Origin of the sequence: Streptomyces sp. NPDC101152 (assembly GCF_044768275.1) — a bacterium.
Lineage (GTDB): Bacteria > Actinomycetota > Actinomycetes > Streptomycetales > Streptomycetaceae > Streptomyces.
In genome coordinates this window covers 32,808-46,560 of sequence record NZ_JBIWPO010000028.1, presented here as the reverse complement: position 1 = coordinate 46,560, position 13,753 = coordinate 32,808, and the positions used below count along the sequence as shown (strand labels likewise).

The window sequence follows — 13,753 nt, the reverse complement described above, 5'->3', positions numbered from 1 at the left end:
CGTCACCCTCCTGCGAACGGCGGGAGCACCTCGACCGTGCCGCCGTCGGCCAGCCGTACCGTCTCATGTCCGCGGGTGCCCACGGGGTCACCGTCGATGAGGAAGGAGCATCGCCGCAGCACGCGCACCAGTTCCCCGGGGTGTCGCGCGCGCACGGCGTCCAGCGCCTCGGCGAGGGTGTCCGCGTCGTACGGCTCCTCGGCGATCCCGGCGGCGGCCTTCGCGGCGGCCCAGTAGCGCACCGTGACCTGTGGCATCCGTTCCTCGATCAATGGGCTGTCGGAAATCAATGGGCGGTCGTTCGCCTGTGTATGCGGCCAGGCTAGCCCGACCGACCGACACTCCAGCTCCCGATGCGGGTCAGCAGGTCGTCGGAGGCCGCGTGTTCGGCATGGCCCATGCCGCCCTCCACCCACAGTTCGCCGTGGTCGCCCGCGGCGGCGGCGAGCATGCGGGGGTGGTCGAGCGGGAAGTAGCCGTCCCGGTCGCCGTGCACGACCAGCAGGGGGGTGGGGGCGATCCGCGGGACCGCTTCCACGGGGGACAGCGGGACCGGGTCCCAGTCCCTGTTGTTGATCCTCGTACGGAGTCCGTAGCGGCCCACCAGCCGGCCCTCGGGCCGGGTCACCAGCCAGTGCAGCTTCCGCATGGGGGCTGTGCCGCGGTAGTACCAACGGGCCGGCGCACTCACCGAGACCACGGCGTCCGTGTGCGCGTCCGCGCGCCCCGCGCGCACCGACGCACCCGAACCGTCGTCCGGCCGGTACAGCGCCGCGTGCCGCAGCACCACCGAGCCGCCCATGGAGAAGCCGACGGTCGCCACGCGCGCGTGCCCGAGCTCCCGGGCCCAGCGCACCGCGGCGGCCAGGTCGAGGACCTCCTTGTCGCCGACGGTCGAGCGTCCGCCGGAGGCCCCGTGACCGCGGAAGGAGAACGAGACGACCGCCCCGTACCGGGTGAAGGCCCGCACCACCCGGCGGACGTGCGGCTTGTCCACGTCGCCCGTGAAACCGTGGGCGATGACGAACACGAGGTCAACGGCAGGTGGCGGGGAGACGTCGTATACGGCGGCCGGCGGGTCGTATACGGAATCGATCGTCACACCGTCGTCCGTGGCCAGAAACGTCCGCATAGGGGTGTGTCTGATCGTCTCGGAATGCGGACGTTCGATGGAACGCGCCACATGACCTGCCGGAGTAATGCTCATGTGGGCTATTCTGCTGGGCAGAGGACTCGGGCAGCGTAGCCCCCGGGTCCTTTTGTGCTTTCGGAAGCGTTGTATACGAAGCGGGAAACTCCAGGTGACCGCTGGTGTACGGGGCCTTCGGGATCGCAGAGCAGGGTGATGCACCACACACGTCCTCGCAGGGACCGAGGAGGAACCAGACGTATGAGTTCTCTGCTGCTCCTGACCAACGCCCTCCAGCCGTCGACGGAGGTGCTGCCGGCCCTCGGCCTGCTGCTGCACAACGTGCGCGTGGCGCCCGCGGAAGGCCCGGCCCTCGTCGACACCCCCGGTGCCGACGTGATCCTCATCGACGGTCGCCGTGACCTCCCGCAGGTCCGCAGCCTGTGCCAGCTGCTGCGCTCGACCGGCCCCGGCTGTCCGCTGATCCTCGTCGTCACCGAGGGCGGCCTCGCCGCCGTCACCGCCGACTGGGGCATCGACGACGTCCTGCTGGACACCGCCGGCCCCGCCGAGGTGGAGGCGCGGCTGCGGCTCGCCATGGGCCGCCAGCAGATCGTCAACGACGACTCCCCGATGGAGATCCGCAACGGCGACCTGTCGGTCGACGAGGCGACCTACTCCGCCAAGCTCAAGGGCCGGGTGCTGGACCTCACCTTCAAGGAGTTCGAGCTCCTGAAGTACCTCGCCCAGCACCCGGGCCGCGTCTTCACGCGCGCGCAGCTGCTGCAGGAGGTCTGGGGCTACGACTACTTCGGCGGCACCCGAACGGTCGACGTGCACGTACGACGGCTGCGGGCCAAGCTCGGCCCCGAGCACGAGTCGCTGATCGGCACCGTCCGGAACGTCGGTTATCGATTCGTTACCCCCGAGAAGGGGGACCGGGTCTCCGAGGAAGCCAAGGCCAAGGCAGACCGGGCAAAAACGGACGAGACGGACGAGACGGCGGCACTGGACGCCTCCGAGGTACCGGCGGACGCATAGCGGGCCCCCGGCCTGGGCATTGCTTCCGCACACGCGGTGCCGCGGAAGCTCCTGCTCGCCCTGCCCGGAACCGGTATATCCGCGTAGACTCCGCGCGTGGCCAAGGTGACTCGGGATGACGTGGCGCGACTGGCGGGGACTTCGACCGCCGTCGTCAGCTATGTCATCAACAACGGACCCCGGCCGGTCGCCCCGGCCACGCGCGAGCGTGTCCTCGCCGCGATCAAGGAGCTGGGGTACCGGCCCGACCGGGTCGCCCAGGCGATGGCCTCGCGGCGCACGGACCTCATAGGCCTGATCATCCCGGACGCCCGTCAGCCCTTCTTCGGGGAGATGGCGCACGCGGTCGAGCAGGCCGCCTCCGAGCGCGGGAAAATGGTGCTCGTCGGCAACACCGACTACGTCAGCGAACGCGAGGTCCACTACCTGCGCGCGTTCCTCGGGATGCGGGTCTCCGGGCTCATCCTGGTCTCCCACGCGCTCAACGACCAGGCCGCCGCCGAGATAGAGGCCTGGGACGCCCGGGTCGTCCTGCTGCACGAGCGGCCCGAGGCCATCGACGACGTCGCCGTCGTCACCGACGACCTCGGCGGCGCCCACCTCGCCGTCAGGCACCTGCTGGCGCACGGCTACGAGTACGTCGCCTGTATGGGCGGCACCGCCGAGACGCCCGCCGTCGGCGACCCCGTCTCCGACCACGTCGAGGGCTGGCGGCGCGCGATGGAGGAGGTCGGCAAGCCCACCGAGGGGCGGCTGTTCGAAGCGCCGTACAACCGCTACGACGCGTACCGGAGAGCGCTGGAGATCTTCGCCGGGCCCCGGCGGCCGCCCGCGATCTTCTGCTCCACCGACGACCAGGCCATCGGCGTCCTGCGGGCCGCGCGCGAACTGCGCATCGACGTCCCCGGCGAACTGGCGGTGGCCGGCTTCGACGACATCAAGGAGGCGGCGCTCGCGGACCCGCCCCTGACGACGGTCGCCTCCGATCGCAGCGCCATGGCGCGGGCCGCGGTGGACCTCGTGCTCGACGACGGGCTGCGGGTCGCCGGATCCCGGCGGGAGCGGCTGAAGACCTTCCCGTCGCGCCTGGTCACCCGCCGTTCGTGCGGCTGCGACTGAGTTCGATGAGGGGTTTCTGAGAGACCCCGCCCCGCGGCCACAACCGGCTTTATATCGGGCATACGAGGTTCTGCCGGGCTTCTCAGCGGGCACTCAGGAAGCTCTCATGGTCGCGGGACAAGCTGTTTGACATGACCGAGAGCTTCCGCCGCGACGGCGAGTACGAGCAGTACGACACCCCTTACCAGGGCGCCCAGCAGCACTCCTCCTCCCCCGTGAACCCGGAGTGGCCGCCCCCGCCGGCGCACCGGCCCGCGCAGGCGGAACCGGTCACCACCGAGCCGGGCACCAGCGTGTGGCCGGGCCAGTCGCAGGCAGTGGCCGGCTCGGAGGGCGGCGGGAACGGCGGCGGTACGGCGGTGCTGCCGACCGTCCCCCTCGGGCCCCCGCCCGGCGCCGGGCCGGCCGCCCGGAAGCGTCCGCGGCTCCCCATCGCCCTGCTGGCGGCCGTGGCGATCGTCGCCGCGGCGATAGGCGGCGGCACCGCGTACGGCATCCAGGAGCTGACCGGCAACGACACCGTCGCCACCAGCTCCACGACCACCAGCGTGGTCCCCTCCAGCAAGAAGGGCGACGTCGCCTCCATCGCCGCGGCCGTGAGCCCGAGCGTGGTCGAGGTCAGCGCGACGCTCAGCGACGGCTCGTCCACCGGTTCCGGTGTGGTCATCACCGGCGACGGCCAGGTCGTCACCAACAACCACGTCATCGCCGGCGCCCAGTCGATCAAGGTGAAGACCAGCGACGGGAAGTCGTACACCGCGAAGGTCGTCGGCACCGACAGCAAGAAGGACCTCGCGCTGATCAAGCTGGAGGGCGCCTCGGGCCTCAAGCCCGCCACGCTCGGCAACTCCTCCGCCGTCCAGGTCGGTGACTCGGTCGTGGCGATCGGCTCCCCCGAGGGCCTCAGCGGCACCGTCACCAGCGGCATCGTCTCCGCGCTCAACCGTGACGTCACCGTCTCCACCGACCAGGGCCAGGGCCAGAACCAGGGCGGCGGCGGCCGGTGGCCGTTCTCCTTCGGCGGCCAGCAGTTCAACGGCGACACCGGCTCCTCCACCACGACCTACAAGGCGATCCAGACCGACGCCTCGCTCAACCCCGGCAACTCCGGCGGCGCGCTGATCGACGCGAGCGGCGACATCATCGGCATCAACTCCGCGATGTACTCCTCCAGTTCGTCGTCCTCCGGCTCCTCGGACGCCGGCAGCATCGGCCTCGGCTTCGCCATCCCGATCAACACCGTCAAGGCGGACCTGCCCCACCTGCGGTCCGGCAGCCAGAGCTAGCCAGCCCCCCTCACCCCCACCTCGGCAGCAGGGAGTACGTCATGATCCAGCAGGTTTCCCACACCGTCGCCGGCACCGGCCCGGCCGCCCTCGCCCTGGCCCTCGAGGTGGCGTACGAACTGCACGCACCGACCCCGCGGGCACCGGAAGTGGTCGTCGCAACCGCCGGCCAGGTCGCCCCCCAGCTGATGGGCCTGCGCACCACCACGGCCCGCCCGCACCGCCGCAGGGTGCCGCTGAACCGCCTCGCGGCGATGCGCGCCTGATCACTGCCGCGCCCGCAGGGAAACATGCGAGGCTGAAGGCGTTCACACCGTCAGCGTCCTTGTCGTCCCACCGCACTCGAGGAACCCGAAGCCCATGAGCCCCGCCGATGGCGACCGTGACCCCCAGCGAATCCTGATCGTCGACGACGAGCCGGCGGTACGCGAAGCACTCCAGCGCAGCCTTGCCTTCGAGGGCTACGAGACGGAGGTCGCCGTGGACGGCGCGGACGCGCTGGAGAAGGCGACGGCGTACCGTCCCGACCTGGTCGTCCTCGACATCCAGATGCCCCGCATGGACGGCCTCACGGCGGCCCGGCGGATCCGGGGCGCCGGGGACACCACCCCGATCCTCATGCTGACCGCCCGCGACACGGTCGGCGACCGCGTCACCGGGCTCGACGCGGGCGCCGACGACTACCTGGTCAAGCCCTTCGAACTCGACGAGCTCTTCGCCCGCGTCCGCGCCCTGCTGCGCCGCAGCTCCTACGCGGCCGCCGCGGCCGCCGCCCAGGAGGACGAGGCGCTGACCTTCGCCGACCTGCGGATGAACCTGGCGACGCGGGAGGTGACGCGGGGCGGGCGGCAGGTGGAACTGACCCGCACCGAGTTCACCCTGCTGGAGATGTTCATGGCGCACCCGCGCCAGGTCCTGACCCGCGAGCAGATCCTGAAGGCGGTCTGGGGCTTCGACTTCGAGCCCTCCTCCAACTCCCTCGACGTGTACGTCATGTACCTGCGCCGCAAGACGGAGGCGGGCGGCGAGCCGCGCCTCGTGCACACGGTGCGGGGGGTCGGGTACGTGCTGCGGCAGGGCGGCGCGGAGTGAGAAGGGTTCTACGGCGCTTCCAGACGCTGCCGATCCGCTCCCGCCTGGCGATGCTGGTGGCGGCGGCGGTGGCGTTCGCGGTGGCGGCGGTCTCGATGACCTGCTGGTTCATCGTGCAGGGCAAACTGTACGACCAGTTGGACAGCGACCTGCAGAAGGCCTCCGCCATGCGGCCGGGGCAGCTCCAGGACATCGCGGACGCGCTCAACAACTGCACGCACACCCCGCAGAAGTCCTTCAACGGCTACCGGAACACCTACTCGCAGGCGATCACCGCGGACGGCACCTCCTGCCTCCTCCCGAACTCGGTCGGCATCGTCAAGACCACCGAGGGCGACAAGAACGTCGTCAAGCACGCGGACCGGAACCGGGGCCTCTACCACAACAGCACGGACGGCGACGGCAACGCCGTCCGTGTCCTGACCCTGCCGCTCCCCCTGGTGGTCACGGACACCAAGACCGGCGTCAGTTCCAACACCGCTCTGGTGGTCGCCGTCTCCCTCAGAAGCACCGAGAACACCCTCAAGGACCTCGCCCTCATCCTCCTGCTCGTCTCCGGCATAGGCGTCCTCGGCGCCGGTGCCGCCGGCCTCGTCGTCGCCCGCGCGGGACTGCGCCCCGTCGACAAGCTCACCGAGGCCGTGGAACACGTCGCCCGGACCGAGGACCTGGGCATCCGCATCCCGGTCGCGGACGACTCCGAGGACGAGATCGCCCGCCTCTCCCGTTCCTTCAACTCGATGACGGCGTCCCTGGCCAGCTCCCGCGAGCTCCAGCAGCAGCTCATCGCGGACGCCGGCCACGAACTGCGCACCCCCCTCACCTCCCTCCGTACCAACATCGAACTCCTCACCCGCAGCGAGGAGACGGGCCGACCCATCCCCCCGGCCGACCGCAAGGCCCTGCTCGCCTCGGTGAAGGCCCAGATGACCGAACTGGCCTCCTTGATCGGCGACCTGCAGGAACTGGCGCGTTCGGAGGGGCAACGGGGCGAGCGCGTACAGGTGGTGTCGCTGCAGGACACGGTGGAGGCGGCCCTGCGTCGCGCCCGCCTGCGCGGCCCGGAGCTGACGATCACCGCCGACCTCCAGCCCTGGTACGTCCGCGCGGAGCCCTCCGCCCTGGAACGCGCCGTCGTCAACATCCTCGACAACGCGGTCAAGTTCAGCCCCGAGGCCGGCACGATCGAGGTCCAACTCGACCACGGCGTCCTCACCGTCCGCGACCACGGCCCCGGCATCCCCGCCGACGAACTCCCCTACGTCTTCGACCGCTTCTGGCGCTCCCCGAGCGCACGAGCGCTGCCGGGCTCGGGACTGGGCCTGTCCATCGTGGCGCGAACGGTGGAACAGGCAGGCGGCGAGGTCACCCTGACCCACGCCCAGGGCGGCGGCACGGTGGCGACCATCCGCCTTCCGGGAGCGCCGACGGCCCCGCCTGACTGGCCGGCGTGACGGGCCTGCGAGGGCAGGTCACTCGCCAGGCCGCTTGCTGATGCGGTCGCGGTCCTGGTTGCGCAAACCGGGCAGGACGTCCGGTGCGCGAGACCTCGAAGGCCCGCTCGATGATCTCAGCGCGGTAGCCCTCGAGTGGGCCTCGGACATGGTCCCAAGCCTCTCACGTGCCAGTGGCCGGGCCTACGATCACCTCAACCGGTTGGGGAGGGCATATGCGCGGGGACCTGCGTGACATCGAGCGGGTTTATCGAAGACGGCGGAGGCTGCCGTGGCTGCATCTTGTGCTGATGTTGGTGATCGGCGCCAACGCCTACTTTCAGGCCGGGCGGCTGGATGATCCGTATACCTCTCACGTCGAGCCTTTCGGGTGGGCGCCGTTGACGGTGGGGCTGTTGATGACGGCGGGGCTCGTCCGGATCGGGCTGGAGCAGGTGCGGGCGCATACCCGGGTCACGGCCGCCGGTGTCACTGTGCAGGGGCGTCTGCGGGCGCGGTCCTGGGGATGGCAGGACGTGTACGACATCCGGGTCGAGCCGGCTCACCGGAGCTCGGGGTCCTTGGGGCCCCGTTGGTTCGCCTATCTGTACGACTACGACGGGCGGCGTCATCTGCTCTGGCACGTCGACGACTGGCAGTTGGACGACCCGTATGCCGAGGTCTCGGAGCTGCGCGGTCCGAGTCGGGGGCCCCGGCCCGCGGTGGAGGAGCTGATCCTGCGTGGGTGGGCGCGGCGCAGGGCCTGGACCCGGGCCCTGTACGGCGCGCTCGGCGTGCTGGTCGTCATGTTCTTCGTCGACTTCGGGCGGGTCGTCGAAGGGCGGCCGGCTCACTCGTTCCTGCTGCTGGTGTGCGTGCCGGTGGTCTGTTTTGGAGTGCTGGGCGCCGTACTCCAGCGCTTTTGGACCAGTCCGCCGTCGGCCCACGTTTAGCGGGCCCCGCCGCTACCACCTGAGGATCATCGTCCGCCGGCGACGGCACGTCCGCCACCGCGTCCGGCAGGGGCACGGCGAGCCGCGCGTAGGTGCTGCCGTGGGCTCGCGCTGAAGGGTCGCCTCCCCTTCGTCCCGTGCCCCCACTTTGCCGCCCCCGCCCCTTACCCTCGTACGCATGACCAGCGACGACACCGCAAGCGCGGGCCGGACCCGCTCCATCGAGACCCACTCCGCGCTCACCCCCGGGCAGATCGAGTCCGTGCTCGCCCTGCTGGCGGAGGCCGCGCAGTACGACGGCCAGCAGGCGGTGTCCGAACAGGGCCGGCTGCACCTGCGCGGCGGGGAGCGCGAGGGCGTCTCCCACCTGCTGCTCCTCGCCGGTGACGAACTCGTCGGCTACGGCCAGCTGGAGGACACGGACCCGGTGGAGGCGCCGGCCGCCGAACTGGTCGTCCACCCCGCGCACCGCGGACACGGCCACGGGCGGGCGCTCGGCTCGGCGCTGCTCGCCGCGTCCGGCAAGCGGCTGCGGGTGTGGGCCCACGGCGGCCACTCGGCGGCCCGTCACCTCGCGCAGGTCCTGGGGCTGACGTTGTTCCGCGAACTGCGGCAGATGCGGCGGCCGTTGACCGACCTGGACCTGCCCGAGCCGGTGCTGTCGGCGGACGTGACCGTGCGCACCTTCGTGCCCGGGCGGGACGACTCCGCGTGGCTCGCGGTGAACACCGCCGCCTTCGCCCACCATCCCGAGCAGGGCTCCCTCACCCAGCGCGACCTCGACGCCCGCAAGGCCGAGGCCTGGTTCGACCCGGCCGGCTTCTTCCTCGCCTTCCGCGGCGACGAACTCGTCGGCTTCCACTGGACGAAGGTCCACGCGGCGGAGGGGCTCGGCGAGGTGTACGTGCTGGGGGTCCGGCCCGGTGTGCAGGGCGGTGGCCTGGGCAAGGCGCTGACGACGATCGGGCTGCGGCACCTGGCGGAGCAGGGGTTGCCGACGGCGATGCTGTATGTCGACGCCGACAACAAGGCGGCGGTGTCGGTTTACGAGCGGCTGGGTTTCCGTACGTACGAGACGGACCTGATGTACCGCACCGAGACGTGAACCTCCGGCGGTTGGGGCGGAACTTGGGGGCGGGTGGGTGGGGGTGAGGGTTCTGGGGCTGTGCCCCCAGAACCCCCTTCGGCCCGAAAGGCCTCGTCCTCAAGCTCCCCCAGAGGGGGTACCCCCAGACGGGCTGAGGGGTGCCCTGCGTCCGAGGCGCAAGGTCCGTTTGCGTACCGGCTCTTGGATCCCTGCCGCCAGTGCCAGTAGTGCCCCTGCCAGCAGCCACGCCCACCGCACGTGTGCCGGGCCCCAGTTGCTGTCCTGGGGCCAGACGAACAGTTGCCAGCCGGTGGGGAGCAGGTGGGGGGCCGCCAGCGCGGTGAGGAGGTAGGTCGCCGCCACCGACGGGCCCGGGTGGGGCTCGTGGGTCCAGCGGACCGCCAGTGCTCCCGCGACCAGGGCCAGGGCGCAGGCCGCAGCGGCCTCCAGGGTGACGTCGGCCACCGGGGGGCGTGCGTCCGCGGGGACCAGGAGGACGACCGTCGTCCACCAGAGGGCGGTGAGCGGGGTGACCAGGGTGATCCGCAGGGCGGTGCGCAGGGCGCGGCGGGTCGGTACCGTGGCCGTCGTGTGGCGGGCCGGGTCGTCCAGGAGGAAGGTCAGGGCCAGGGCGTAGGAGAGGACGGCGGCGCGGAGCAGGGTGAGCGCGGGCCAGCCGCGGACGTCGCCGCCGGCCCAGCGCAGAGTTCCGGCCAGCAGCAGGCCGAGGCCCGCTGCCGCTCCCAACGCCCGCCAGGGCAGATTTCGCCAGACGGGGAGCGTCAACTCCCTGATCGTCACTCGCACTTGTCCTTCTCCTTCGGCGCCTTGACGCCCAGCAGCTGGGCCGCTCGGGCGGTCGTGACCTTGGGGGCCGTCAGTTCGGTCCAGTGGGCCTTCACCTTCGCGGCCGCCGACTCGGCGGGCTCGTGCAGCAGTTCGCGGACGACGTCGGTCTGGCCGGCCGTCATCTGCAGCGGGTTGGTCGGGGACAGGACGATCGCCGAGCCGGACACGCTGTCGTCGAGGCGGACGTCGCTGAGGGACTTCATCGGGTCGGGCTGCCAGTTCAGGGCGAGCCACATGATGGTGACGGTGCGGCCGTCGCACAGGCCGGTCGTCGCCTTCTCGCTGCCCGTGACCAGCACGGAGGCGACGGCGGCGGAGAACTCGGGGACGCGCGGGCCGCCCCAGCCGGTGCCGACGGTGACCTGGTACGGGTTCGCCGACGGGTCGATCGCGCCGTCGGAGGTGAGGCCGTCGGTGGCGTAGACGCGCTGGCGGACGAGGAGCGGCTGGGTGTGGGCGGCGCCGCCGGTCGAGGAGCGGACGTGGTCCACCACGGACGCCCAGGTGGCCGTGCGCGGCTTCCACTCCGGGAAGGCGCAGTACGTCGAGCCGTCCCGGCGTACGCAGACCTGTTGCTTCTCCGGCGCGTTCGTGGCCTGCACCCGCGCCACCGTCGTACGGTCCGGAAGCGCTCCCGTCTGGGCTGTCCCGCCGGTCAGCGCGAGGGCGAGGGCTGCGGCGACGGATCCCAGGAGGATCCGGCCGCGGCCGCCGGACGTCACGACCGCCAGCAGGGCCACCGTCAGGGCCAGGCCCAGCAGGTAGAGGGCGTGCCAGGCGGCGGGGCGGTCCATCAGGTTCGAGGGGATCGCCGTGTGGGTGTTCTCGCTGACGATCGGCGCGAGCCAGCGGGTTCCTCGTTCGCCGCCTCCTGCGGGGAAGGCCCCGCCGAAGAGGAGGAAGAAGAACAGCACGATCGTGAGGGGCGCCGCGAGGATCGATGTGAACATGCGGGCGAGCAGCACGCCGACCGCTCCCGCGAGCAGCACGGTGAGTGGTCCGACGAGCAGTTCGGCCGTCGAGGCGGTGCCGACGGCGGCGGACCCCAGTGCCATCCAGCCGAACTGGCCCAGCACACACACCCCGACGAGCAGTGCGACCGGCACGACGGACAGGGCGTGGGCCGCCGTCCGCTGCCACGGGCGCAGCATCAGCACCGCGAAGTGCCGCTCGGTGTCCCGGCGTCGGGAGCGCAGCATCGCCTGGTTGACGCAGACCAGGACCGCGAGGCCGATGAGGAGCGGGCCGGACTGGGTGGCACGGTCGGCGTCCTGGAGGGCGGGGTAGCCGTTCTCGAAGTCCGGGGTGCGCCATACGACCCAGGCGACGTACAGGGCGAAGGCCAGCAGCATGGGGAGGCGGAGCAGCAGCCGCCGCGCCTCGAAGAGGGCCAGGGCGAGCACGGCCGCCCAGGGGGTGCCCCGGGATTCGGTCCGGGTCGCCGTCGGGGTCTGTTCCATCACCATGGTCACGCCGGCACCTCCGCCTGGTCCAGGGTGAGCAGGTAGCCGTCCTCCAGGGTCGGTTCGAGCAGGTCGGCGTCGGCGGGCGGCAGGCCGACGTTGCGGAAGGAGCCGGTTCCGGTGCGCCAGCCCGCCTTCGCGCCCGGGTCGCGTTCGGTGCTGCTCCAGACCCGGCCGGCGGCCCGCGCGGTCAGCTCGGCGGGGGTGCCGTCGAAGCGGACGCGGCCGCCGGACATCACCAGGACGCGGTGGCAGAGCATCGCCACGTCCTCGGTCTGGTGGGTGGAGAGCAGGACCGTACGGCCCTCGCCCGCCCGGGCGACCAACTCCCTGAAGCGCATGCGCTGTTCGGGGTCGAGGCCGACCGTCGGCTCGTCCAGGACGAGGAAGCCGGGGTCACCGATCAGGGCGGCGGCGAGGGCGACGCGCTGCCGCATCCCGCCGGAGAGCTTCTTGATGCGCTTGCCGCGGACGTCGGCGAGGTCGACCTCGGCCAGCACGTCGCGCACGTGGCGGTGGCGGGCGGCGCGGTCGGTCATCTCCTTGAGGATCGCCACGTAGTCGACGAACTCGAAGGGCGTGAAGTCCGGGTGGAAGCCGGGGGTCTGGGGCAGGTAGCCGAGCCGGCGCCGTACCTCCTGGCGGCCGGCCGGGGTGCCCGGGTCGTGGCCCAGCACGGTGAAGGCGCCGCTGTCGGCGGGGACGGCGGTGGCCAGCACCCTGAGCAGGGTGGTCTTCCCGGCGCCGTTGGGCCCGAGCAGGCCCGTGACGCCCGGGGTCAGCCGCAGCGACACGTCGTCGAGGGCACGGGTGCCGCCGTAGCGCAGGCTGAGCCCGGAGGCGGAAACGGTGGGTGTCATGCGGCACTTCCCTGGAAGCGGTCGAAACGGTCACGTACGAGGAACAGCAGCCCGCCGGCGAGCGCGGCGACCGCCGCCGCCACCCCCTGGCCGGCCGCGGTGAACGGCACGAGCGTGCGGTCGGCCTGGACGGCGTGCGCCGCCAGCAGCAGCGCCACCCACGCCCCGCCGACAAGCGACGGCGCGAGCACCGGGCCGAGACGGGCGGAGAGCGCGAGGCCGGCCGAGGTGAGCGCGAGCGCGGGCAGCAGCCAGGCCAGGGCGCCCGGTCCGACGCCGGGCAGGGCGAGCGTCGCCAGGCCCGCGAGGCCGAGACCGGCGGCGAGGACGGCGACCGTGCGGATCATCAGCAGCCGGAACCCGTGCACCGGGGCAACCACCGCCATCTCGTACGTCGGGTCCAGCGCGGGGCCGTACGACAGCGCGACCCCGGCGAGGGGCAGCAGCGGCGCGAGGGCCAGGAACAGGGTGACGGAGCCGGTGCTCTGGGCGGCCAGGACGGACATCACCAGTACGGCGACGACCGCGCCCAGCCAGGCGCGGCGCAGCACGGGGGTCGCCGCCAGCAGCCGCGCGGTGTGGTCGGCGACGCCGGCCCGCACCAGCAGCCGCTCGAACAACCCCGGCCGGGGTGCGTCGAGTTCGGCGTCCAAGCGCTCCCACCCGGCGTCGACGGAGGTGCCGACCTCGGCCAGCACGCCCCGGCAACGCGCACAGGCGACCAGGTGCGTGTCGGCGGACCACAGCAGGGGCGCCGCCAACTCGCCCCGGCTGTAGGCCCGTAGATCCTCGGCATCCACATGCCACGTCATGCCAGCGCCTCCCTCAGCTGCCTGCGGGCGCGCATCGCCCGTGTCTTGACCGTCCCGGGCGGTATCCCGAGCAGGACGGCCGCCTCCCGGGTGGTCAGCCCGTCGATGACCGTCGCCTGCAGGACCGCGCGCAGTTCCGGTGACAGTCCGACGAGGGCGCCCGCGAGGTCCCCGTGCTCCACCCCCGCGAGCACGCGTTCCTCCGCGGACGCCTCGTCGCGGTGCCGCAGCCGCGCCAGCGCGTGCCGCAGCCGCCCCCGTGCCCCGTCCCCGCGCAGGGCGTCGATCAGCCGCCGCGAGCCGATGCGCCACAGCCACCCGGCCGCATCGCCGGCGGCCCCGTCCTCGCGGTAGCGGGCCTTGCCCCGCCAGATCGCGAGAAACGTCTCCTGCACGACGTCGTCGACCACGCCCGCGTCCGCGCACCGGCCGCGCAGCCGGGCGGTCAGCCAGGGCGCGTACCGCCGGTACAGCTCCTCGAAGGCGCGCCGCTCACCGTCCGCGGCGGCCCGCAGCAGCTCCCCGTCGCTTCTCGTTTCGCTCACACCTCCTCATCGGACGACAACCGCCCCCCGGTTCACAGGAACGGACTTGACTTTCTCAGGCCCCTTCCACCACTCTTTCACTAC

The 13,753-nt window shown here is 72.1% G+C and carries 15 protein-coding genes; 8 read left to right on the top strand and 7 right to left on the bottom strand.

From position 1 onward, the window contains the following. Positions 1 to 2: 2 nt before the first annotated feature. Both ACIRVK_RS29675 and ACIRVK_RS29670 read right to left on the bottom strand, forming a co-directional pair. The gene (locus ACIRVK_RS29675) at positions 3 to 257 is read right to left on the bottom strand and encodes a MoaD/ThiS family protein (protein WP_404252378.1); all 255 of its coding nucleotides are present in this window, start codon (positions 255 to 257) and stop codon (positions 3 to 5) included. A 65-nt stretch (positions 258 to 322) separates the two neighbouring features. Then, a complete protein-coding gene (locus ACIRVK_RS29670) occupies positions 323 to 1,207 on the bottom strand; it encodes an alpha/beta hydrolase (RefSeq protein ID WP_404252376.1) in 885 nt (294 codons plus the stop codon). Between the two features lie 183 nt (positions 1,208 to 1,390). Here ACIRVK_RS29670 and ACIRVK_RS29665 point away from each other — a divergent pair, with 183 nt between their 5' ends. The 8 genes from ACIRVK_RS29665 to mshD all read left to right on the top strand — a co-directional run bounded on the left by ACIRVK_RS29665 (position 1,391) and on the right by mshD (position 9,158). Then, positions 1,391 to 2,170, top strand: a complete 780-nt coding sequence (locus tag ACIRVK_RS29665; RefSeq protein WP_404252374.1) for a winged-helix domain-containing protein — start codon at positions 1,391 to 1,393, stop codon at positions 2,168 to 2,170. Between the two features lie 96 nt (positions 2,171 to 2,266). Further along, positions 2,267 to 3,289 carry a LacI family DNA-binding transcriptional regulator gene (locus tag ACIRVK_RS29660; protein ID WP_404252372.1) on the top strand — a complete coding sequence of 341 codons (1,023 nt, stop codon included), beginning with the start codon at positions 2,267 to 2,269 and terminating at the stop codon, positions 3,287 to 3,289. 131 nt (positions 3,290 to 3,420) lie between these two features. After that, entirely contained in the window at positions 3,421 to 4,575 is a 1,155-nt protein-coding gene (locus ACIRVK_RS29655; RefSeq protein ID WP_404252370.1) for a S1C family serine protease, read from the top strand. Positions 4,576 to 4,616: 41 nt separating this feature from the next. Further along, positions 4,617 to 4,841, top strand: a complete 225-nt coding sequence (locus ACIRVK_RS29650; RefSeq protein ID WP_404252368.1) for a hypothetical protein — start codon at positions 4,617 to 4,619, stop codon at positions 4,839 to 4,841. Between the two features lie 94 nt (positions 4,842 to 4,935). After that, positions 4,936 to 5,667: a response regulator transcription factor gene (locus ACIRVK_RS29645; RefSeq protein WP_404252366.1), complete on the top strand. Its 732-nt coding sequence runs from the start codon at positions 4,936 to 4,938 to the stop codon at positions 5,665 to 5,667. Next, entirely contained in the window at positions 5,664 to 7,121 is a 1,458-nt protein-coding gene (locus tag ACIRVK_RS29640) for a sensor histidine kinase (protein ID WP_404252364.1), read from the top strand. Before ACIRVK_RS29645 ends, ACIRVK_RS29640 begins: the two co-directional genes overlap by 4 nt. Before the next feature lie 215 nt (positions 7,122 to 7,336). Further along, a complete protein-coding gene (locus tag ACIRVK_RS29635; protein ID WP_404252362.1) occupies positions 7,337 to 8,053 on the top strand; it encodes a PH domain-containing protein in 717 nt (238 codons plus the stop codon). Between the two features lie 178 nt (positions 8,054 to 8,231). Further along, complete coding sequence (gene mshD / locus ACIRVK_RS29630) at positions 8,232 to 9,158, top strand: mycothiol synthase (protein WP_404252360.1); 927 nt, start codon at positions 8,232 to 8,234, stop codon at positions 9,156 to 9,158. A 99-nt stretch (positions 9,159 to 9,257) separates the two neighbouring features. Here mshD and ACIRVK_RS29625 read toward each other — a convergent pair whose 3' ends face one another. From ACIRVK_RS29625 to ACIRVK_RS29605, 5 genes are read right to left on the bottom strand one after another with little or no spacing between them, the layout of a single operon-like run. Next, on the bottom strand, positions 9,258 to 9,947 hold the full coding sequence (locus ACIRVK_RS29625) for an ABC transporter (RefSeq protein WP_404252358.1): 690 nt from the start codon (positions 9,945 to 9,947) through the stop codon (positions 9,258 to 9,260). Continuing rightward, the gene (locus ACIRVK_RS29620; protein ID WP_404252356.1) at positions 9,938 to 11,461 is read right to left on the bottom strand and encodes an ABC transporter permease; all 1,524 of its coding nucleotides are present in this window, start codon (positions 11,459 to 11,461) and stop codon (positions 9,938 to 9,940) included. The genes ACIRVK_RS29625 and ACIRVK_RS29620 overlap by 10 nt, the downstream gene beginning before the upstream one ends. Continuing rightward, positions 11,458 to 12,312 (bottom strand): ABC transporter ATP-binding protein, encoded by an 855-nt coding sequence (locus tag ACIRVK_RS29615; protein WP_404252354.1) that lies wholly within the window; start codon positions 12,310 to 12,312, stop codon positions 11,458 to 11,460. Before ACIRVK_RS29615 ends, ACIRVK_RS29620 begins: the two co-directional genes overlap by 4 nt. Beyond that, on the bottom strand, positions 12,309 to 13,124 hold the full coding sequence (locus ACIRVK_RS29610) for a zf-HC2 domain-containing protein (RefSeq protein WP_404252352.1): 816 nt from the start codon (positions 13,122 to 13,124) through the stop codon (positions 12,309 to 12,311). Before ACIRVK_RS29610 ends, ACIRVK_RS29615 begins: the two co-directional genes overlap by 4 nt. Further along, entirely contained in the window at positions 13,121 to 13,669 is a 549-nt protein-coding gene (locus ACIRVK_RS29605) for an RNA polymerase sigma factor (RefSeq protein ID WP_404252350.1), read from the bottom strand. Before ACIRVK_RS29605 ends, ACIRVK_RS29610 begins: the two co-directional genes overlap by 4 nt. Positions 13,670 to 13,753: the final 84 nt, after the last annotated feature.